Origin of the sequence: Brevundimonas sp. NPDC046655 (assembly GCF_044901625.1) — a bacterium.
Taxonomy (GTDB): Bacteria; Pseudomonadota; Alphaproteobacteria; order Caulobacterales; family Caulobacteraceae; genus Brevundimonas.
In genome coordinates, this window is record NZ_JBJDPV010000001.1 from 1,144,449 (window position 1) to 1,163,643 (window position 19,195).

The 19,195-nt window shown below is 66.2% G+C and carries 21 protein-coding genes and 2 tRNA genes; 18 read left to right on the forward strand and 5 right to left on the reverse strand.

Annotation, left to right across the window (positions count from 1 at the left end; all coding sequences use genetic code 11):
* The first annotated feature begins 105 nt into the window (after positions 1–105).
* Positions 106–489 carry a DUF805 domain-containing protein gene (locus ACI2KI_RS05690; protein ID WP_404618423.1) on the forward strand — a complete coding sequence of 128 codons (384 nt, stop codon included), beginning with the start codon at positions 106–108 and terminating at the stop codon, positions 487–489.
* Here ACI2KI_RS05690 and lipB read toward each other — a convergent pair.
* Positions 486–1,202 (reverse strand): lipoyl(octanoyl) transferase LipB, encoded by a 717-nt coding sequence (gene lipB / locus ACI2KI_RS05695; protein ID WP_404618425.1) that lies wholly within the window; start codon positions 1,200–1,202, stop codon positions 486–488. The genes ACI2KI_RS05690 and lipB overlap by 4 nt on opposite strands.
* A gap of 9 nt (positions 1,203–1,211) precedes the next feature.
* Here lipB and ACI2KI_RS05700 point away from each other — a divergent pair, with 9 nt between their 5' ends.
* The 7 genes from ACI2KI_RS05700 to ACI2KI_RS05730 all read left to right on the forward strand — a co-directional run bounded on the left by ACI2KI_RS05700 (position 1,212) and on the right by ACI2KI_RS05730 (position 6,396).
* Positions 1,212–1,517: a FliM/FliN family flagellar motor switch protein gene (locus tag ACI2KI_RS05700; protein ID WP_313412952.1), complete on the forward strand. Its 306-nt coding sequence runs from the start codon at positions 1,212–1,214 to the stop codon at positions 1,515–1,517.
* A gap of 199 nt (positions 1,518–1,716) precedes the next feature.
* Positions 1,717–1,801: transfer RNA gene (locus tag ACI2KI_RS05705), tRNA-Leu, on the forward strand.
* A 58-nt stretch (positions 1,802–1,859) separates the two neighbouring features.
* A complete protein-coding gene (gene mgtE / locus ACI2KI_RS05710; protein ID WP_404618427.1) occupies positions 1,860–3,275 on the forward strand; it encodes a magnesium transporter in 1,416 nt (471 codons plus the stop codon).
* Between the two features lie 23 nt (positions 3,276–3,298).
* Positions 3,299–4,150, forward strand: coding sequence for a lysozyme (locus tag ACI2KI_RS05715; RefSeq protein WP_404618429.1), 852 nt, complete (start codon positions 3,299–3,301; stop codon positions 4,148–4,150).
* 42 nt (positions 4,151–4,192) lie between these two features.
* The gene (locus ACI2KI_RS05720; protein ID WP_404618942.1) at positions 4,193–5,359 is read left to right on the forward strand and encodes an isovaleryl-CoA dehydrogenase; all 1,167 of its coding nucleotides are present in this window, start codon (positions 4,193–4,195) and stop codon (positions 5,357–5,359) included.
* Positions 5,359–5,658 carry a hypothetical protein gene (locus ACI2KI_RS05725; RefSeq protein WP_404618431.1) on the forward strand — a complete coding sequence of 100 codons (300 nt, stop codon included), beginning with the start codon at positions 5,359–5,361 and terminating at the stop codon, positions 5,656–5,658. The genes ACI2KI_RS05720 and ACI2KI_RS05725 overlap by 1 nt, the downstream gene beginning before the upstream one ends.
* A 99-nt stretch (positions 5,659–5,757) precedes the next feature.
* Positions 5,758–6,396, forward strand: coding sequence for an exopolysaccharide biosynthesis protein (locus ACI2KI_RS05730; RefSeq protein ID WP_292082123.1), 639 nt, complete (start codon positions 5,758–5,760; stop codon positions 6,394–6,396).
* A 236-nt stretch (positions 6,397–6,632) separates the two neighbouring features.
* Here the strand turns inward: ACI2KI_RS05730 and flaF are convergent, their stop codons facing one another.
* Together flaF and flbT are read right to left on the reverse strand one after the other, a co-directional pair.
* Positions 6,633–6,995: a flagellar biosynthesis regulator FlaF gene (gene flaF, locus ACI2KI_RS05735; protein ID WP_292082122.1), complete on the reverse strand. Its 363-nt coding sequence runs from the start codon at positions 6,993–6,995 to the stop codon at positions 6,633–6,635.
* Positions 6,955–7,380 carry a flagellar biosynthesis repressor FlbT gene (flbT, locus tag ACI2KI_RS05740; protein WP_292082120.1) on the reverse strand — a complete coding sequence of 142 codons (426 nt, stop codon included), beginning with the start codon at positions 7,378–7,380 and terminating at the stop codon, positions 6,955–6,957. Before flbT ends, flaF begins: the two co-directional genes overlap by 41 nt.
* Positions 7,381–7,544: 164 nt before the next feature.
* Between flbT and ACI2KI_RS05745 the strand changes: the two genes are divergently transcribed.
* From ACI2KI_RS05745 to ACI2KI_RS05775, 7 genes are all read left to right on the forward strand, one after another.
* Positions 7,545–7,979, forward strand: a complete 435-nt coding sequence (locus tag ACI2KI_RS05745) for a hypothetical protein (protein WP_404618433.1) — start codon at positions 7,545–7,547, stop codon at positions 7,977–7,979.
* Positions 7,976–8,182, forward strand: a complete 207-nt coding sequence (locus ACI2KI_RS05750) for a hypothetical protein (protein ID WP_404618435.1) — start codon at positions 7,976–7,978, stop codon at positions 8,180–8,182. The genes ACI2KI_RS05745 and ACI2KI_RS05750 overlap by 4 nt, the downstream gene beginning before the upstream one ends.
* Positions 8,183–8,256: 74 nt before the next feature.
* Positions 8,257–9,117: a MoxR family ATPase gene (locus ACI2KI_RS05755; RefSeq protein WP_313472863.1), complete on the forward strand. Its 861-nt coding sequence runs from the start codon at positions 8,257–8,259 to the stop codon at positions 9,115–9,117.
* A 91-nt stretch (positions 9,118–9,208) separates the two neighbouring features.
* Entirely contained in the window at positions 9,209–10,114 is a 906-nt protein-coding gene (locus ACI2KI_RS05760; protein WP_404618437.1) for a methyltransferase type 11, read from the forward strand.
* Between the two features lie 156 nt (positions 10,115–10,270).
* Entirely contained in the window at positions 10,271–10,864 is a 594-nt protein-coding gene (locus ACI2KI_RS05765; protein WP_114817816.1) for a YfbR-like 5'-deoxynucleotidase, read from the forward strand.
* Positions 10,865–10,871: 7 nt separating this feature from the next.
* Positions 10,872–11,828 (forward strand): NrtR DNA-binding winged helix domain-containing protein, encoded by a 957-nt coding sequence (locus ACI2KI_RS05770; RefSeq protein ID WP_404618439.1) that lies wholly within the window; start codon positions 10,872–10,874, stop codon positions 11,826–11,828.
* Positions 11,829–11,923: 95 nt separating this feature from the next.
* A tRNA-Ser gene (locus ACI2KI_RS05775) sits at positions 11,924–12,013 on the forward strand.
* Between the two features lie 733 nt (positions 12,014–12,746).
* Here the strand turns inward: ACI2KI_RS05775 and ACI2KI_RS05780 are convergent.
* Positions 12,747–13,844, reverse strand: coding sequence for a PepSY domain-containing protein (locus tag ACI2KI_RS05780; protein ID WP_178827166.1), 1,098 nt, complete (start codon positions 13,842–13,844; stop codon positions 12,747–12,749).
* On the reverse strand, positions 13,844–16,015 hold the full coding sequence (locus tag ACI2KI_RS05785) for a TonB-dependent receptor (RefSeq protein ID WP_312781865.1): 2,172 nt from the start codon (positions 16,013–16,015) through the stop codon (positions 13,844–13,846). Before ACI2KI_RS05785 ends, ACI2KI_RS05780 begins: the two co-directional genes overlap by 1 nt.
* Positions 16,016–16,469: 454 nt before the next feature.
* On the opposite strand from ACI2KI_RS05785, the gene ACI2KI_RS05790 reads away from it, so the two are divergent.
* From ACI2KI_RS05790 to ACI2KI_RS05800, 3 genes are all read left to right on the forward strand, one after another.
* A complete protein-coding gene (locus ACI2KI_RS05790) occupies positions 16,470–16,778 on the forward strand; it encodes a helix-turn-helix domain-containing protein (protein WP_172575514.1) in 309 nt (102 codons plus the stop codon).
* The gene (locus tag ACI2KI_RS05795; protein ID WP_040346661.1) at positions 16,775–18,016 is read left to right on the forward strand and encodes a type II toxin-antitoxin system HipA family toxin; all 1,242 of its coding nucleotides are present in this window, start codon (positions 16,775–16,777) and stop codon (positions 18,014–18,016) included. Before ACI2KI_RS05790 ends, ACI2KI_RS05795 begins: the two co-directional genes overlap by 4 nt.
* 723 nt (positions 18,017–18,739) lie before the next feature.
* Positions 18,740–18,976, forward strand: coding sequence for a hypothetical protein (locus ACI2KI_RS05800; RefSeq protein WP_040345367.1), 237 nt, complete (start codon positions 18,740–18,742; stop codon positions 18,974–18,976).
* The last annotated feature ends 219 nt before the right edge of the window (positions 18,977–19,195 follow it).

Here is a 19,195-nt window from a genome sequence, read left to right on the forward strand (position 1 = left end):
CCCGCGACGAATTGACCGCGACGCTTGCCTTCGCGCCGGTCTGTTTACTCAAGCCGGTCAGCGCCTTAAGCGGGATTGTTTCGCCCCTGCCAGAGCCGAAGTCGGATGCACCGCTTCTCAGACCTGTTCCTGACGTCCAGCGGCCGCATCGGCCGCATCGCCTTTCTCATTGGAGCAGGCGTTCTTCTGGCGATCTGGGCGGCGTTCGATCTTCTGGCGCCGCTGAAGGCGCGCGACCTGATGGGCTGGCTCGTCGCGGCGGCCCTCCTCTACAGCGCCGCCTGCCTGCTGTCGCAGCGTCTGCACGACCGAGGGCGGTCGGGATGGTGGAGCGGGCCGATCCTGCTGGCCTTCGCCATGGCCTGGCCTCGCCCTCAGGCTCCGTTCGACTGGATCGCCCTGGCTCTGCTGGTGTTGGTCGTCGTCGATCTGGCCCTGCTGCCGGGGCAGAAGACCTTCAACCGTTACGGCGCGCCGACAAAGACCTAGAGCGGCGCCTCGCCGTCCTGAACCGGGCCGAACACCCGCTGGAACGAGGCCTTCAGCGCCCCGTCCGCCTCGTCCATCGTCGCCAGAACGCCCAGATCGACCAGGCTGGTCACGCCGTGCTCGGTGATGCCGCACGGCACGATGCCGCCGAAATGATCCAGGTCCGGCTCCACGTTCAGGCTGATGCCGTGGAAGCTGACCCACTTGCGGACCTTGACGCCGATGGCGGCGATCTTGTCCTCGCGCGACCAGCCCGCGCCCTTACGCTCGACCCAGACGCCGACGCGGCCCTCTCGCATCCCGGCCTCGACGCCGAACTGGTCCAGGGCACCGATGATCCAGTCCTCCAGGCCATGAACAAAGGCGCGCACGTCCTTGCCGCGCCGGTTCAGGTCCAGCATGACATAGGCCACGCGCTGGCCCGGCCCGTGATAGGTGAACTGCCCTCCTCGCCCCGTCCGGTGGACCGGGAAGCGGTCGGGCGCCAGCAGATCGTCGTCCCTGGCCGAGACCCCCGCCGTGTAGAGGGGCGGATGCTCCAGCAGCCAGACCACTTCCTCGGCCTCGCCCGCCGCGATGGCGGCGACGCGGGCCTCCATGGCGGCGACGGCGGGTTCATAGTCGACATATCCGGTCGAGACAGCCCACTGCACGGGGCGGCCGTCGTCTCGGAGCAGCAAAGGTTCGGGCAGGCTTAACGGGTCGGCAAGCATGAGGCTTCAATGTGTGTCCTAACGCGTCGGCGCAAGGGCCACGCGTTGATTGCGAGTATCGTCTTGAGCCAGATCGAAGCCGTTGATGTCGAGATTTCGGTCGTGCTGGGCCGTTCGGTCCTGCCGATGCAACAGCTGCTGCGCATGGGGCGCGGCGCTGTGATTCCGCTCGACGCCTCGGAACGCGACGAGGTCTGGATCCTGGCCAACAACCACCCGGTCGCGCGCGGCGAGATCGAGATTCGCGACGATCGCATCGCCATCACCGTCACCCGCCCCGCCGACATTTATGACTTCATGGCCGGCGCGGCTTAATTCTTAACCGCGCTCAAAAGGCTCCGCCTTCTCGACCCGACGCGGCTTCATGTTGGAGCCGCAATCAGAAGGCTACGCCTTCTCGACCCGACGCGGCTATTGACCGCAAATCGGCAGGAACAGCCGGGACTTCGCCTATTTCCGCAAAACCCCCTTTTCTTTCCGTCGCCTCTCCGCTATTGCCCGCCCTCCGATGCGAGCGGTCGTGGCGGAATTGGTAGACGCGCAGCGTTGAGGTCGCTGTGGGGCAACCCGTGGAAGTTCGAGTCTTCTCGACCGCACCATCTGATCTGACAGGGCGACACTCGGCTATACCAGGCTGACATTTCGGGGAGGCAGCACGTGACCAACACGGATACCGCCTCCCCGGCCCCTGCTCCCGAAATCGAAACCGAAGATCACGTCGCCCTCGGCGAGAACTACGCCCTGACGGCCTCCTTCGTCGAAAAGGTCGTGGACGCCGCCGACGACGGCGACGGCATGCGCCTGCGCGGCCTGCTGGAAGACCTTCACCCCGCCGACGTCGCCGACCTGATGGGCTTCCTGACGGCCGAGCATCGCGCCGTGGTGGTTCAGTGGCTGCCGCCGGACCTGCTGGCCGATACCCTGCCCGAGCTGGACGACGGCATCCGCGAGGAAGTGCTGGAACGGGTGCCTCACCTGACCCTGGCCGAGGCCCTGCAGGAGCTGGAATCCGACGACGCCGCCGCCGTGGTCGAGGATCTGGAAGACGACCAGCGCGAGAAGGTGCTGGCCGCCATGCCCGAGGTCGATCGCGCCGCGATCGAAACCTCGCTGGCCTATTCCGAGGATTCGGCCGGCCGCCTGATGCAGCGCGAGGTCATGGCCGCGCCGCAGTTCTGGAACGTCGGCGACACCATCGACCACGTCCGTCGCCAGGGAGAGGACCTGCCCGAGCTCTTCTTCGACATCTATGTCGTCGACCCGGTGAACCGCCCCGTCGGCGGCGTCGCCATCAGCCGCCTGCTGCGCGCGCCGCGCGAGACGCCGCTGTCCGAGCTGATGGAGCCGGTCAACGAGATCGACGTCGATGTCGACCAGGAAGAGGTCGCCTACATCTTCGAGAAGTACAACCTGATCTCGGCCCCGGTCGTCGACAGCGGCGGACGGCTGGTCGGCCAGCTGACGGTCGACGACATCGTCCACATCATCCAGGAAGAGAACCGCGAGGACATCCTGCGCCTCGCCGGCGTCTCGGACGAGGACCGCTCCTCGGGCGTGCTGGAAATCGTGCGCGGCCGCGTGCCCTGGCTGGGCATCAACCTGTTCACCGCCGTCCTCGGCGCCGGGGTCATCGCCTTCTTCGAGGGCACGATCCAGCAGATCGTCGCCCTGGCCGTGCTGATGCCTATCGTCTCGGCCATCGGCGGCAATGCCGGCACCCAGGCCCTGACCGTCACGGTGCGCGCCCTGGCGACCCGTGAGCTGACCTCCTCCAACGCCGCGCGCACCTTCTGGCGCGAACTGACCGTGGGGCTCGCCAACGGCCTGGTGCTGGCGCCCCTGATCGGTCTGGCGGCGGGCTTCTGGTTCCAGGAGTGGCGGCTGGGCGCGGTCATCGCCGCGGCCATGATCCTGAACCTGCTGGTCGCAGCCACGGTCGGGGTGCTGACGCCCCTGACCCTGTCGAAGCTGAAGTTCGACCCCGCCGTCTCCTCGGCGGTCTTCGTGACGGCGACGACGGACTTCTTCGGCTTCCTGATCTTCCTCGGCCTGGCGACCATCGTCCTGCTCTGACCCGACGCGCTTCGGAACGCGGCTTGCTGCTTCGCCTTTCGGGCGAGCGCGCCCGTTTCGAAATGGGTCAGTCCGTGTCCGCAGCCCCGTCACAGCGTCTGAAGGTGTCCCGCGAGGGCCTGCTTCTGATCAAGAGCTTCGAGGGCTTTCGCCCCCGGACGGTGCGTCGCCGCGACGGCACGCCCGTCATCGGCTACGGCCACGTGAAATCTGCCCGCCCCGGCGCGACGATCAGCGAGGCCGAGGCCGAGCTGCTGCTGCAGTACGATCTGCTGCCCGTCGTCGAGACCATCAACAGCCGTGTCTCGATCCCGCTGAACCAGCATCAGTTCGACGCCCTGGCCAGCTTCATCTTCTCGGTCGGCGTCCAGCGCTTCGAAGGCTCCGACGTGCTGGAACAACTGAACGCCGGCGCCCCCGCCCGCGCCGCGGAGGCCCTGAGCGGCTGGCCCGATCGGGTCCAGCCCGCCATCGACGCCCCCTATCGCCGCCGCTCGGCCGAACGCGCCCTGTTCGACGCCGCGCCAGACCGGCCCGCGCCGCTGGATCTTCTGCTCACCGCGCCGGTCCAGGGCCCCAACACCGTCCAGCGCCCCGAAGACGAAGCCCCTGCCACGGTGCAGGTGCTTCGCCATGAGAGGCGCGCCGCGCCGCCTGCCGCCCTGAACGACACGGGCGCCGTCATCTTCATCGGCGGCATAGGTCTGCTGGCCTTCGCGGCCGGAATCGCCGCCTTCCGTCGCGTTCTGGCCGCCCAGCAGGTGACGGACGGCACCGTGCTGATCGGCGGGGCCCTGGCCGTCATCGGCCTGATCTTCATCGGCGTCGCGGGCTGGAACCTGACGCGCCAGCGGAACAATAAACGCGTCGCCTGAGGCCGCTAGGCGAAGCGCATGCGCGATGCTACGCCTTGCGGCATGAGCATTCCCTTCGCGCCCCAATCCATGGAATTCGGCCTCGGCGAGAACGCCGACGCCATTCGTGAAACCACCGCCCGCTGGGCCGCCGATCGGCTGGCCCCCCTCGCGGCCGAAATCGACGAGAAGAACGAGTTCAAACGCGAACTCTGGCCCGAGATGGGCGAACTTGGCCTGCACGGCATCACCGTCGAGGAAGAGTTCGGCGGCCTCGGCCTCGGCTACCTCGAACACGTCGTGGCGATGGAGGAAGTGTCGCGCGCCTCGGCCTCGATCGGCCTCAGCTACGGCGCCCACTCCAACCTCTGCGTCAACCAGATCCGCCGCTGGGGCACCCCCGAGCAGAAGCACAGGTATCTGCCCAAGCTGATCTCGGGCGAGCACGTCGGTTCGCTGGCCATGTCGGAGGCCGGCTCGGGCTCGGACGTCATGTCGATGCGCACCCGCGCCGACAAGAAGGGCGACCGCTACGTTCTGAACGGCACCAAGTTCTGGATCACCAACGCCCCCTCGGCCGACACCCTTGTGGTTTACGCCAAGACTGACCTTGAGGCTGGCTCCAAGGGCTGCACCGCCTTCCTGGTTGAGCGCGGCATGAAGGGCTTCAGCGTCTCCAAGAAGCTGGACAAGATGGGCATGCGCGGCTCCGACACCGCCGAACTGGTGTTCGAGGACTGCGAGATCCCGGAAGAGAACGTCATGGGCCCCGTCGGCGGCGGCGCCGGCGTGCTGATGAGCGGCCTGGACTATGAGCGCGCCGTCCTGTCGGCCGGTCCCCTGGGCATCATGCAGGCGGCGCTGGACGTGGTCCTGCCCTACGTCCGCGAGCGCAAGCAGTTCGGCAAGGCCATCGGCAGCTTCCAGCTGATGCAGGCCAAGGTCGCCGACATGTATGTCGCCCTGAACAGCGCCCGCGCCTATGTCTATGCCGTGGCTCGCGCCTGCGATCAGGGCAAGACCACCCGCTACGATGCCGCCGGCGCCATCCTGCTGGCCTCGGAAAACGCCGTGAAGGTGTCGCTGGAAGCCGTTCAGGCCCTGGGCGGCGCCGGCTACACCAAGGAATGGCCGGTCGAGCGCCTGGTCCGCGACGCCAAGCTCTATGACATCGGCGCCGGCACCAACGAAATCAGGCGCTTCCTGATCGGACGCGAACTGCTGGGCTGATGAGGTTCGCGCTCCCTTTCGGACTGCTTTTCCTCGCCGTGGCGGCCTTCGCTCTCTCGCGCCTCGTCGCCAACGACTTGAACCGGGCGGCGCACCGCAGCCGACGGATGCCGGGAACGTCTTTTGAGCCGGACGTCGACATCGACGACGAGAACGACAACGCCCAGTTCGAAAGCGCGCTTAAATCCCTGCGCACGTCCGACAGCCCCCGTGTGCGACGTCAGTTGCGGCTGTACCGCGGTCTTCAGGTCGCGGGCGCCTTGTTGATGGCCGCGGCCTTCATCACGACGCCGCGTTGATCGTGACGAAACATTAAGCCGCACCCCATGCGTCAGGGATGGCGCATGGGGGACGCGCCCCCTAACTTGGCGAACCTTCGCTCCCCCGAGTCTCGCCTGATGACGCTTGTGCCCGCGCCGCCGCCTGATGAGAGCCGGACGTTTTCGGACGTTCTGGAATCGCTGGGTCGTGGCGATGATCCCAAGCTGACCCTGAAGGAAATGGTCGAGGCCTTCGGCGAACGTGGCTTCGGCGCCGTGATTCTGATGCTGGCGCTGATGGCTTTGATTCCCTGGCCCCCGGGCGGCAAGGCGGTCTTCTCGGTTCCGATCATCCTGATCGCCGCCGAACTGGCGCTACAGCGCGACAAGGTCTGGCTGCCGCGCTGGCTGATGAAAGCCTCCGTCAGCCGCGCTACGTACCAGAGCGCCAGTCAGAAGATCCTGCCGCGCCTGCGTCAGGTCGAACGTCTGACCCGGCCCCGCATTCCGGTTCTGACCGGAGAGGTCGCCGACGTCGTCGTCGGCACGATCTGCATCCTGCTGGCGCTGATGATGGCCCTGCCCGTGCCTTTCGGCGACGCCCTGCCCGGCCTGACGCTCGCCGTCTTCGGTCTGGCCATCATCCAGAGAGACGGCGTCTTCATCATCGCCGGACTGGTCGGCACGGCCATCTGCGGCGTCTACCTGACGCTGGTGTGGACGACGGTCATGGCCATTATTCACGGCGTCGCTCATTGGTTCGCCACGATCTTCTAGCGCCCACGAAAAAGCGCCGCCGGGTTGCCCCAGCGGCGCTTCATTGTCGGACCGCGAACGGCCTGACCGCTGCCTTCCCTAAGGATCAGGCCCGGGCCTCACGCGAGGTCCAGATCGCGGCCTTCGCTCGCGATTGATGACAATGAGACACTGGCCACCTCCTTTCGACTGCTGAACAGGAAGGTCAGGCTAGGACCGGTCGCAGCCTGTCGTAAAGGCCGCTCCCGCCATCGTGATCAGGCGGGTTGCGCCTGGGGCGCCAGGCCCTGCATCACCATGCGGTTGATGTCGATCAGGGTCTCGAAATCACCGTCGCCGCGCATCACCGCCGAGCTGTGCCGCCCGATGAACAGATCCAGAGAAATGATCTGGGCCCGCAGCGCCTGGGGCATGGCGTTGGACGGCTCGCTGCACGAGGTGGACAGGGTCGACCACAACCGACGGTTCCAGTCGATCGCGTCGATCCGGGTGGTGATGTCCGACTTGTCGACCGTGGACGCGTGCATCAGGGCGCGGGTCACCTGGCCGAACAGCCGGTATTCCATTTCGCGCGGTGATTCAGCCCGCGTCGCCGCCGTCTTGTACGCTTGAAGCGACATTGCCGAGCCTTTGGTCTTCGTAATCGACGATCTTACGGGCGCCCATCAGGGCCTTGTAGTACTGCCGCGCCAGCACGTGCTTGGAGCAGGCGACGCATTCCGACAGGATTTCGGGGTTGCGGATCGCCCCCATGAACTCCGTCAGGCGCAGAGCGAATTCATCATAGAATTTCGCCGCCTCGCCCTCGTCCAGATACATCATCATGACCGGGAAATAGATGCGGCGCGCGGGCGTGGTCGCCTCTTCGGGCTGCATGATGTCCTTTTCGCGCAAGACGCTGGCCTTGTTCTGCAGGACCAGGACGCCGCGCCGGTCGCCGTTCTGGACGACGGCGCCGTTCAGGACGAATTTCTCGCCGGGCTTGAGCGATAATTTCAGCGGCAAAGGGAATCTCCGTGACGCGCCCCAACCTGAACGGTCGGCGGCTGAGGAACTGTAAAGCGTCGTGGTTAACCATCTCTTCCACTTCTCTCCGGCGCAGCGGCGCGATGACGCGGAACGCCGCGCCGACCTGGGCCGTTGTCCTGAGGAACAGGGAGGTAGAGGCCGTGGCGCATACGGACATCGATTTCGACCCTCAGGATCAGGCCGAGATCTATGACGAGACCCATATCGACGACGAAGGCGACGGCGATCTCTCGCTGGATGAAGCCGACGACGTGCTGGACGTCACTCAGGCCGACGGCGACGCCGACGACGAACCGTTCGACGAGGAGGACCAGGATCTGGACGCTGCGCTGGCGCTTGAGGGCATCGAAGCGGAGGCGGACGCCTTGCTGGGCGTGGACCCGCCCCGGGTCAGCGAGATCGACGCCGACGGCGAGGTCGGCTCCGCCCCGGACGAGGTCGAACTGGTCTACGCCGGCCTGATGCGCAACCAGCGCGGTGCCCAGGCCAGCGCCGCCCACTGGGAGGCGAAGCGCCTGTCCGACGACGACATCGAGGACCTGGGCTATGGCCCTGATACTGAGGAGAGAGCATGAGCGACCATCACCCGACCAAGACCCATGAAGACGCCGACCCCAACACCCCGCCCGCCAAGAAGGCCCCCCGCGAGGAAGGCAAGCCCGACCAGTTGAAGGACAAGGAAAAGGAAGCGGAGAATCGCCAGGAAGCCCTGATCGACGAGGGCGTCGAAGAAACCTTCCCCGCCAGCGACCCGGTTTCGGCCAAGCGCATCACCTGACCTTCGTGGCGGCCTGTTCAGGCGCGTCCTGATAAGCTACCTGCTCATCTCCCCCCGATTGGAGCAGGTTGTTCATGAGCCGGTTCGAAGGCACGTCCAACTACATCGCCACCGACGATCTCAAGGTCGCGGTGAACGCGGCGGTGGCCCTGGAGCGCCCCCTGCTGATCAAGGGCGAGCCGGGCACCGGCAAGACGGTCCTGGCCTATGAGCTCGCACGGGCGCTGAACGCGCCCCTGATCACCTGGCACGTCAAGTCGACGACCAAGGCCCATAACGGCCTCTATGAATACGACGCCGTCAGCCGCCTGCGCGACAGCCAGCTGGGCGACGAGCGGGTCCACGACGTCCGCAACTACCTGAAGAAGGGCAAGCTGTGGGAGGCCTTCACCGCCCCGGTCCGCCCCGTCCTGCTGATCGACGAGATCGACAAGGCCGACATCGAGTTCCCCAACGACCTGCTGCAGGAACTCGACCGCATGGAGTTCTACGTCCAGGAAACGGATGAGACGATCCGCGCCGAGATCCGTCCGGTGGTCGTCATCACCTCGAACAACGAGAAGGAACTCCCGGACGCCTTCCTGCGCCGCTGCTTCTTCCACTACATCCGCTTCCCCGACGCCGAGACCATGCAGGACATCGTCGAGGTCCACTTCCCCGGCATCAAGCCGCGCCTGGTCGCCGAAGCCCTGCGCACCTTTTATGAAATCCGCGACACCCCGGGCCTGAAGAAGAAGCCCTCGACCTCGGAGCTTCTGGACTGGCTGAAACTGCTGTTGGTCGAAGACGTCTCGCCCGAGACCCTGCGCGAGAAGACGCCGGGCAAGCTGATTCCGCCCCTGCACGGCGCCCTGCTGAAGAACGAGCAGGACGTGCACCTGTTCGAGCGCCTGGCCTTCCTGAACCGTCGCGAAGGCGGCCGCCCCGGCTCCTGAAGCCGCCGCGCTTCCGCCCCCGTCGATTACCGCGATTTCACTGGAATAGCCGCGCCTTGCGCGCACAATCGGACCCGAACAGGAGCCGACCATGCATCATCTCCTCTGGCCCGCCTGCGCCTTGGCGCTCATGACCGCCGCCTGCGACAACGCCGGCACGGTGCGCATCACCTCGACCACGTCCGGCAAGGAAGCCGGCGTGCTCAAGGTCGTCGACGCCCTGCAATGCCCGCAGACCCAGGGCGTGCTGACCCGCAAGGGCTCGGCCCAGGCTGACGGAACCGCCTGCGTCTACAGCGGCCCGCGCGGCTCAGAGGTCACTCTGCATCTGGTTTCGCTGAACGGGGGATCGGTCCAGGACGCGCTGAAGAAGTTCGAAGACCGCCTGTCGGCCGATCTGCCGGAAGCCCTGGCCGAAGCCCGCGCCGACGAAGACCGCGCGCGCGCCGAGGCTGCCAGGGCCGAAGCCGACGCCGCCCGGGCAGAGGCAGAAGCCGAGCGCGCGGGCGCCGACGCCGAACGCGCGGCGGCCAAGGCTGAAGCCGCTGCGGACTCGGCCCACATCAGCGCGCCCGGCATGCGCATCGACGCTCAGGGCGACAAGGCCACCGTCCGCCTGCCCGGGATGCATATCGACGCCGACGGCGACCGCGCCAACATCAAGATCGGCGGCATCACCATTCGCGCCGACGACCGGAACAGCCAGGTCAACGTCCGCTCCAGGTCAGGCTCGAGCTCGGACGCCGACACCGTGACAATCGACGCCAGCGACGGCGCCGCCCGCATCCGCACCAGTTCCCCGGGCGAAGCCGTCCGCGCCACCTTCATGATGACCGCCGACCAGTCCTCGACCACCGGCTGGCGCGTCGTCGGCTATGAGGCGCGCGGCCCGTCGGGCGGCCCCATCGTCGTCGCCACCTTGCGCGGCAAGGATCGCAACGAAAACCGCGTGTTCGAGGCCGCCAAGGCCCTGGTGACCCTCAACGTCGGGGATTAACCCCCACGAATCGCAACGCTTGGCCTTGATCGGGCGTTCGGGATGCGTCACCTCACCTGCCCCATGCGCAGGATCCCGAACTTGGCCGAAGAACACGAAGACCTGGCGCCCAAGCCCAAGCCCAGAGCCCCCAAGCCCCCGCGCGCCTGGCAGCGGATGCTGTCGGGCCGCCGCCTCGACCTGCTCGATCCCTCGCCGTTCGACATCGAGATCGAGGACATCGCCCACGGCCTGGCCCGTGTCGCCCGCTGGAACGGCCAGACGATCGGCGAGCACGCCTTCTCGGTCGCCCAGCACTCGCTGGTGGTCGAGGAGATCGCCGCCCACATCCGCCCGGGACTGGAGCCGAAATGGCGCCTGGCCGCCCTGCTGCACGACGCTTCGGAATACGTCATCGGCGACATGATCTCGCCGTTCAAGTCGGCCCTCGGCGCCGGCTACAAGGACTTTGAGGCGCGGCTGGAGGCCGCCATTCACGTTCGCTTCCAGTTGCCGCCCAAGACGCCGCAGACCATCAAGACCCTGATCAAGAAGGCCGACCGCGCCTGCGCCTTCTATGAGGCGACGCAACTGGCCGGCTTCAACCGTCGCGAGTCGCTGCAGATCTTTGGCGCCCCGCCCGCCGGCTACGACCTGATCATCGACCCCCTGCCCGCCTCGGTGGCGCAGCAACGCTATCTGGACCGCTACCGCGTTCTGGCCGAAGCTGTCGGCATTCTGCCGGGCGCCGACGCCTGGCACACGGAATAGGGACTGCATGACGCAGGCGGGGGCGCTTCAGGGTCACGAACAGGGCGTGCGAATCGGTCTGTCGGCCGTGGTCATCGCCCTGCGTGCCGGTCAGGCTGTCGTCCTGACCACCCATGCGGCCGACGGCGCCCCGGCCCTGCCCTTCGGCCCCTTCGATCCGGCGCGCGACCGCACCTTCGAACTGGCCCTGCGCGCCTTCGTCACCGCGCAGACCGGCTTTCCCCTCGGCTTCGTCGAACAGCTCTATACCTTCGGCGACGCGGGCCGCGCCTCGCCGCGCGCCACGCCCGGCCCTGAGCGCGCCCGCGAGGTCTCGGTCGGCTATCTGGCCCTGACCGCAGACGCGCCCGAGGCCCCCGGCCTGGACGCCGCCTGGACCCCCGTCTTCGACATCTTCCCCTGGGAGGACTGGCGCGACGGCCCGCCCGCCGTGATGCAGGCGCTGACGCCCGCCCTGCGCGCCTGGGCCGACGGCGACGCCCGCCGCCTGGGCCGCGCCGAGACCCTGTTCGCACTGACGCCCGAGCGCCGTTGGAACGAGGAACGGGTGCTGGAGCGCTACGAGTTGCTCTATGAGGCCGGCCTGGTCGCCGAATCCGCCCGCGACCACGACCGTCCCCCGCCGTCGGCTCTGCCTGATCTGCCGATGGCCTCCGACCACCGCCGCATCGTCGCCACCGCCCTGGGCCGCCTGCGCTCCAAGCTAAAGTACCGCCCGGTCCTGTTCGACCTGACGCCGGACACCTTCACCCTGTCAGCGCTGCAGGCGGCCGCCGAGGCCGTCGCCGGCCTGTCGCTGCACAAGCAGAACTTCCGTCGCGGCGTCGAACGCGCCGGTCTGGTTCAGGCCACAGGCGTCTTTTCCAGCGATACCGGCGGTCGTCCGGCCGAGCTTTTCCGCTTCGTCGGCGCCGATCCCTTGGGCGGCCCTGCGCCCGGCCTGACCCTGCCCGGACAGCGCTGAAAATTTTATCGAATTTCTTCGCTGGAAACGCTTGCAGCCCACGCCGCCTTTGACTAGAGAAGCCCCTCGCTCGACCAAGCGAATATCGGCCCCGCGGAGAGGTGGCAGAGTGGTCGAATGTACCGCACTCGAAATGCGGCGTACGTGGAAGCGTACCGTGGGTTCGAATCCCACCCTCTCCGCCACCGGCCTTGATTTCATTGAACTTTTCCCCACTCGGGGGCCTCACCCATCAAACCACCCATCAAAAACTCTATGCCTGAATCCCACCTTTTCACGGCTGTTCAGGTGGCGCCATGGTGTTTCAAAGACCTTGAGGCCGCGCCGCTCTCCGCTTGATCATGCCAGATGGCTTCGCCCCCACGCCTTCGCCTCGACGAAGCCAGGTCATATAGAGATTGAACAGAATCCCCCCCTTGGCGACGCCCACGCGACGCGCGCGCCGGCCCTTGCCGCGATAGACTTCGAAACCTGCTAGTCGCCCGGTCCGCTTCGCCATCATCCGTCTCCGACTCATTCTCGCACGAGCTTCACCCATTCTCGGGCTTCCCTGAACCCACGACCGCGCGGGCCCCATCCCGTCACTCGGACGATCTTTGTCCGTCGCCCGCCACCTAGGTCGGCAAAGCGCCGATACCGTTGAAAAAGTCCGGCGACCGCTGAAACGGCGCAAACCACGGGCGGGTCCCGAAATTCCGCCCCAATGAAATCAATCGCTTAGTTTTCCGCGACGGCTCCAGATCGAGCCGAAAAGGCCGATCACGGCCGGCTCGCGGACTTTTTCAACAGTATCCGCCAGTAGCGGACATTGGCTGAACGCCTGGAGGCGGACCGTCGCTTCGAGCGAGATAGACCCTCACCGTAGGATCCTCTCCTCTGCCCGTGTCAGTCTGGCGAACCTCTTCCCGCCCCAACCTCTTAGACACGCCGCGCACTTGGGCTTGGGCGTCGCCGTTTCGGCAGTCCGCTCGGGTTGGACCAGAAGGTGAAGACCGCCAGCGATCCCAGCAGGGTCAGCGCCAACCCGGAGGCGGCGACCACAAGTCGATAGGCCAGCCCCCCGACCTTGGCGGCGTGGATCGGGTACTGGGCGTTAATGACCCGCAGCCCAAGAGGCAGCCCCATGGCGTCGCGTGTTCCGACAATCCGTCCATCGGCGGGATCGAACCAGACCTGGGTCCGGCCGTTGGGCAGCCATTCCGCCGTCCGCCGCATCCGCAGGCCAATCAGACCGCCCTGTTTGGTTGGCAGGGAGACGATGCGCGCCTCGGCGTCAGGGAAGCGGGCCTGGGCCGCCGTCATCATAGCCGGCCAGTCCAGATCGGCGGACAACACCCCCCCTTCATGTTCCGGCTGGGCCATGACCGCCTTCAGGTCGGCGCCCGGCGACAAGGCCTGGGCCAATCCGTCATACAGGGGCGATAGGGCCACGATCGCCCCGGTCGTCAGGACGACGGCCAGGACCGGCGCGCTCCACACGCCCATGTCGCGATGATGCTTGACGATCCCTGGGCGCTTCCACGCCCTCGGCATGACCGCAAAGACGAAGGTGCGCCGCGTGGGCCACCACAGGATCACCCCGGTGACGACAAAGCCCAGACCCGCCAGGCCCGCGATCCCGGCGATGGTTTTTCCCGTGTCGCCGATCAGCAGATAGTGGTGCAGGTCGAACAGCCACAGCTCCGGCCGCGCCCACAGGCTTTCCCAGCGCGCTACGACCGCGCCCGACTGGGCGGCGTAGGCGCCGCGCGTCTTGTCCTCATAGTTCAGTCGGAGGACGCCCAGACTATCAGAGGCCAGGATGACCGAACGCGGACGGTCCGGCGCCGCGAACGCCTGATCCAGCGCCGCGCCAATAGCACTTGGGTCCGAAACCCGCGCCTCTGCGGCGTGGGGTACGACCAGGCGCAGCCAGTCGTCCTTAAACACCAGGACCGTCCCGGTCAGCCCCAGGACGAACAGCAGCAGGCCGATCAGCCCCCCGGTCCAGCGATGCGCCAGTCGAACCAGACGCATCAGAAGCGACGGTCCCACCCGAGGGTGAAGGAACGGCCCCGACCGGCGAAGTAGCGCAGGTTGTCGGCCGGATTGCTGGTGTCGGAGCTATAGGTCACATAGTCCTCGTTGAAGAGGTTCTGCACCGCCAGCGACACCCCGCCGAAGGCGAAGTCATAGCGCAGGTAGGCGTCCGCCACGGTGTAGCCTTCGAAATTGTTGCGCACGTCGCCGCCCTCGAAATCACGCGCCAGATAGGCCTGGACCTGCAGGCGCGCCGACAGCGGGCCGTTGGCGTAGACGGCGGCGGCGTTGATGCGGTCCGGCGAGATGTTGGCGCCGTCCAGGTCCCGGTCCACCCGGCCGTCGTCGTTGGTGTCGGTCTGGCCGCGCAGGCGGGCGTAGCCGGTCGAAACCGTCAGCCCCTCGATCGGGGTGCGGGCGCGCAGGTTGAGCTCCAGCCCCTCGATCTCGACGGCCTGGCGCTGGACGTCATAGACGCCGTCGGCGTTGCGAACGAGGAACTGACCCAGGTCCGACGAGGACCAGAAGTAGGTCGCCCCGGCTTCGAACGGACCGCGCTTCACCTCCAGCCCGATCTCCTGATTGTCCGAGACGACCGGACTGATGTCGAGGAAGCCCTCGACCGTGACCCCGTCGACGTTGATCGAACGCAGGATGCGGCCCACGTCGGGCACGGTGTAGCCCTCGGCGTAGCTGACATAGGCGCGCACGCCGTCCAGCGGTTCATAGACCACGCCGCCGTTGACCAGGGTGGCCTCGAACTTGGGCTTGCCCCCCGTGACCCGGCGCGAGCCGTAGGAGGCCAGGGTGGTGAAGTCGTCGATCGACAGTTCGACGTTCTCCTGGCGCACGCCGCCGGCCAGGCGCACCCGGCCGTCGAACAGGCGCATATTGGCCTGGACGAAGGGCGCCACGCTCTGGAACTCGGTCGGCGGCACCCAGGCGCGGTTGGTGGCGATCATCAACTGCTCGGTGCGGTCCTTCATGGCGTCCAGACCCAGGGTCGCGGTCAGGCCCGGCACGCCCGGCACAGCCCGCTCGTAACTGGCGCGCGCGCCCAGCTTGCGCGAGCGGTTCGACGACTGGTCGAACAGGGTGCCGATGGGGGCAATGCTGGCGTCCTGGAAGGTGGCCGAGCGGTCGCCTCCAAAGGTGTCGCGCGTGCGGTTGAAGAAGACCTGGGCGGAAAAGTCGCCGCCCGCCAGATCACTGTCGGTCAGAGAGGCTGACACCGTCTCAACCCGGTTCGCGGCAGGCTGTCCTTCTACCTGCCCGCGCTTGCTGCTGGCCGGACGCCCGATGAGACGATCGCCGGCCACGACCACATAGTCGCCGTCGCCCTTCAGCTCGAACCGATTGGCGAGCAGGTCCAGGCGCACCGTATCGTTCAGGTCCCAACCGAAGCGGCCGAAGAAGGACAGGGCCTTGGAATCCTGCACCTCGCCCTGGGTGTTATCGACACCGACGCGGCGACCGTTCGCGTCATAGAAGGCGCCGCGCTGGTCGTAAGCCACGCCGAACACGCCGTCGAAGTCTCCGTGACGATAGGCGGCCAGACCGCCTAGCTTGGCGCCGATCCCATCGCCTTCCGGCCCGCCCGAACTGGAGACCTGGGCCAGCATCCGGCCGCTGAGGCCGTCCGCGGTCGGGGCACCGACCGTCACCTGATTGACCACGCCGCCGGTCGCGCCGATGCCCTGCAGGGCGTTGGAGCCGTAGATCAGCTCGACCCGGTCCACGAAGAAGGGATCGATCGTATAGCCGTCACGCGAACCGTCGCGGATCGGCGTCGACTGCGGAATGCCGTTGATGGCGAAAAGCGGCGAGCGGCCGCGCAGGCTCTCGCCCGAACCGGTCAGCTTCTGTCGCGTCGGCGAAAAGGACGGCGACAGGGTCGCAACCGCATCAATCACCGAGCCGCTGATGGCGACCTGTTCCGCCAGGGATTTTCGGTCGATCACCTCCACCGTCATCGGCAGGGCGCTGGCCGGCAGGATGGTTCGGGCCGCCGTGACCACCACGTCCTCAACCGAGCTCGCCGTCTCGCCCTGCGCCTGTCGCGCCGTCTGGGCGGCGGCGGTTGATCCCAACGCCGTTCCGGCGAGCAAAACGGACATGGCGACAAGGCCGTTGCGGCGGACCGACGGAAGACGCGGCGAAAAGAACATGGGGGCTCCTGGAGGAATCCCCGTCGCATAAATGCAAATGCGAGTGATACGCAACAATAAACGTTATCGCGCATTTGGCCTTGGGCCGCCGACAGCACCACGCCGACAAGGACCGCCGCAGCCCAAAAACGAAGAGGACCCGCCACCTCGAAGGGGGACGGGCCTCCCTGCGGAGCCTATGGGCTCGACGCTGGATCAGATCGGACCTGGAAATGGAGCGAAACTGATCACCAAACCTGTAAACCGGCGGGCGGCGAAGAAGGTTGCGGCCTAGCCTACGCGGAGAAGCAAACGACAAGCCCGCCCGGCGGCGTCGGTCCGGGGACCTCATCATCGATCTCCGCAACGGGTCATCAAACTGCAGGATAAGGCGCGCGCCTAGCGAGCGCCGTCACCAGAACTATTAGTGATAGAATGGTATCATTATTTGGCACTTTGCCCTATTATCGCTCTGATGATATCACTTATCACCCCTGCTCGCGCCCTTGAGAAACTCGGCGGAAATATCCGTGAGCGCCGCGTTGCGATGGGCTTCACCCAGGCTGGTCTTTCTGCACGATCCGGCGTGCCTCTGGGGACGCTGCGTAAATTCGAGCGTACTGGCTTGGGCTCCACCGAAGCTCTTGTGAAGCTGCTGTCCATTGTCGGCGGCCTTGAGGCGACCATCGAGGCGGCCAAACCAGAAGCGTTGACGTTTGCCTCGATTGACGAGGTCCTGAAGGGTGATCCTCGCTCCAGCCGGAAGAACGGATGGCGCACATGAACCTTTCACCCGTACCCGCAGTGGCCGTTGGTCTGGACTTCGGCGAAGGCCCAATCCGCGTGGGCCGATTGGCCGCGCGCGATCGCAGAATCTATTTCGAGTACGACGCCGACTTCATCGCGAACGCCGTCGAAATTTCACCGCTCAGCCTGCCGTTGCGACCAGGCCTTCAGACGGCTGATCCCGCCCTGTTCGAAGGCCTGCCGGGCGTTTTCAATGACAGTCTGCCCGATGGCTGGGGCCGCCTCCTGTTCGATCGCGCCTTGCGCGTCCAGGGCCTTCTTCCGGAACAGTTCAGCCCGCTCGACAGGCTGGCGCACGTGGGCGCCCATGGCATGGGCGCCCTGACTTACGAGCCTGACCTCACGCCTGAAGAGGCGGCGCCCCCCCAGACGCTAGAACTCGACCGGATTGCCGATCAGGCCCAGGAGGTGCTCGAGGGTCAGGCGGATGACGTTCTGACCGAACTCATCGCCCTCAACGGCTCATCGGCGGGCGCGCGTCCGAAAGCGATGATCGGTTTCAATACGGTCTCCGGGGAGGCGTTGCACGGCGCACGATCGCTCCCAGACGGCTATGATCACTGGCTGGTCAAGTTTCCCAACAGCCATGACGGCAAGGACGCCGGAGCGATCGAATTCGCCTACGCTCGCATGGCGTTCGCCGCAGGCATCGAGATGATGGAAACGCGTCTCCTCACGACCGGCAGGGGCGCCGCCTACTTCGCCACCCGTCGCTTTGATCGCGATGGCGACAAGCGCCTGCACGCCCACACGGCCTCGGGCCTGCTTCACGCCGACCACCGGATTCCTTCGCTGGATTACGAAGGCCTCGTGGCGTTGACCGCGCGACTGACCCGCGACGTGCGCGAAGTCGAGAAGATGTTTCGCCTCGCCGCCTTCAACGTCATCGCCCACAATCGTGACGATCACGCCAAGAACTTCACCTTCCTCATGAACGCGCAAGGCGAATGGCGACTATCGCCTGCCTATGACCTGACCTTCTCCTCCGGTCCCGGAGCCGAGCAGACGACGATGGTGATGGGCGAAGGCCGGAATCCCACCGTCGATCACTTGCGGCGGCTCGGCGAAACGGCCGCGCTCAAGAAGACGCGGGTGAACGAAATCATCGACCAGACGCGCGCAGCAGTGCGCGACTGGCCCGACCTGGCCGAGGCCCACGGCGTGACCAGGACCAACATCAAGCTGATCGGCGAACGTCTGGACCGGTTCAAGTGAACAATGGGCGATGCAGGCGCGTCCTGACGCCCCCTGAAGTCACGGCTCGAAGCTCAGGCGCTGCGAAACGCTTCTCTACGGCGCAATATCATCCGGCGGCCTGGGATCCATGCAGGGACGTCGAAGCAGCGCGAACGAATAGAACCCGCTCGGACCTGATTTCTGGCTGGGCGGTGAAACCCGCCTCGGCAAAGGCGCGCTTCTGCGGCGGCGCTGACGCAGCAGCCTCCGCCCGCCACCAATCCAGGTCAGAGGACGCTTTTGGCAGAAAGCCTCCGACAATCCTCTCGATATCACGAAAGGTCAGCGTCACTTCCGGTGTCCGCTGCCGTCGCAGATACCGCACCAGGGGTGCATACTTCGCCATCGCCATCACCTCCGCCGCCCGGAAACCCCGAGACCCCACGCTACCGCAAGGCCAATATCGCCCACGGATTTAACGACATGTGCAGTGAATAGAAACGGTCCGACCAGCGCGCCAACAGGGGGGGCCAAAAGCGTGATGGTCGGACCGTGGCCCTCCCGACCTGGGGGAGGAATCCACGGAACGCGGACCATTCGTCGAAGTTCCGCAGGGCGGAGCAGACTCGCTGCAACCAAACCCCGCACTTCTGCTGAGGGAGCCGGCTACTGTCGGACCGAAGTCTGGAAGCCGAAATCAGAACCGTCTTGCTCGAGGGCGCACCGTCCTCCTATGGTTCAGCGCGTCTCCTGGGAGCCCCTATGTCGGCCGCACCTGACCTCACTCGCATCATTGTCGTGCAACGCGGCGGGATATGGCAGGTCCTATGCCCCGGACTTGAAGCCGGCCGTTTCGATTTCAGCGTCGACGCCCTTGATGCCGCCATCAGAACGGCCAGAACGCGCCTGGCCAAGGGTGAAACGGTCGAACTTCTGGTTCAGGAGAGGTCAGGACGCTTGCGAAATGTGAATCCTGAGGACGGCAGCGAACTCCACTAGCGTGGCGACCGATGGTTAAACCGCGCTGAACTTATCGGCGGCCTAGGTTCAGGAAGACACACTCGTCCAACTCTGCTGTCAGTTTCCCATTGAAGGCCAGCCAGACTGTCTTGGCCGATGTCGCCCGCTCCCTGTGATAGGGGCCGCCGGAGCCGTTCTTCACGGCGTCGTTCGATGATGATGTTGCGAGGGATCGCCCGAAGCCTGACAGTGTCGCGC

Bases quoted from the DNA above. Each gene is read 5' to 3' on its own strand.
- ACI2KI_RS05690 (WP_404618423.1), top strand. From the start codon at position 106: ATGCACCGCTTCTCAGACCTGTTCCTGACGTCCAGCGGCCGCATCGGC.
- lipB (WP_404618425.1), bottom strand. From the start codon at position 1,202: ATGCTTGCCGACCCGTTAAGCCTGCCCGAACCTTTGCTGCTCCGAGAC.
- ACI2KI_RS05700 (WP_313412952.1), top strand. From the start codon at position 1,212: ATGTGTGTCCTAACGCGTCGGCGCAAGGGCCACGCGTTGATTGCGAGT.
- ACI2KI_RS05720 (WP_404618942.1), top strand. From the start codon at position 4,193: ATGAGCATTCCCTTCGCGCCCCAATCCATGGAATTCGGCCTCGGCGAG.
- ACI2KI_RS05725 (WP_404618431.1), top strand. From the start codon at position 5,359: ATGAGGTTCGCGCTCCCTTTCGGACTGCTTTTCCTCGCCGTGGCGGCC.
- ACI2KI_RS05730 (WP_292082123.1), top strand. From the start codon at position 5,758: ATGACGCTTGTGCCCGCGCCGCCGCCTGATGAGAGCCGGACGTTTTCG.
- flaF (WP_292082122.1), bottom strand. From the start codon at position 6,995: ATGTCGCTTCAAGCGTACAAGACGGCGGCGACGCGGGCTGAATCACCG.
- ACI2KI_RS05750 (WP_404618435.1), top strand. From the start codon at position 7,976: ATGAGCGACCATCACCCGACCAAGACCCATGAAGACGCCGACCCCAAC.
- ACI2KI_RS05755 (WP_313472863.1), top strand. From the start codon at position 8,257: ATGAGCCGGTTCGAAGGCACGTCCAACTACATCGCCACCGACGATCTC.
- ACI2KI_RS05760 (WP_404618437.1), top strand. From the start codon at position 9,209: ATGCATCATCTCCTCTGGCCCGCCTGCGCCTTGGCGCTCATGACCGCC.
- ACI2KI_RS05765 (WP_114817816.1), top strand. From the start codon at position 10,271: ATGCTGTCGGGCCGCCGCCTCGACCTGCTCGATCCCTCGCCGTTCGAC.
- ACI2KI_RS05770 (WP_404618439.1), top strand. From the start codon at position 10,872: ATGACGCAGGCGGGGGCGCTTCAGGGTCACGAACAGGGCGTGCGAATC.
- ACI2KI_RS05780 (WP_178827166.1), bottom strand. From the start codon at position 13,844: ATGCGTCTGGTTCGACTGGCGCATCGCTGGACCGGGGGGCTGATCGGC.
- ACI2KI_RS05785 (WP_312781865.1), bottom strand. From the start codon at position 16,015: ATGTTCTTTTCGCCGCGTCTTCCGTCGGTCCGCCGCAACGGCCTTGTC.
- ACI2KI_RS05790 (WP_172575514.1), top strand. From the start codon at position 16,470: ATGATATCACTTATCACCCCTGCTCGCGCCCTTGAGAAACTCGGCGGA.
- ACI2KI_RS05795 (WP_040346661.1), top strand. From the start codon at position 16,775: ATGAACCTTTCACCCGTACCCGCAGTGGCCGTTGGTCTGGACTTCGGC.
- ACI2KI_RS05800 (WP_040345367.1), top strand. From the start codon at position 18,740: ATGTCGGCCGCACCTGACCTCACTCGCATCATTGTCGTGCAACGCGGC.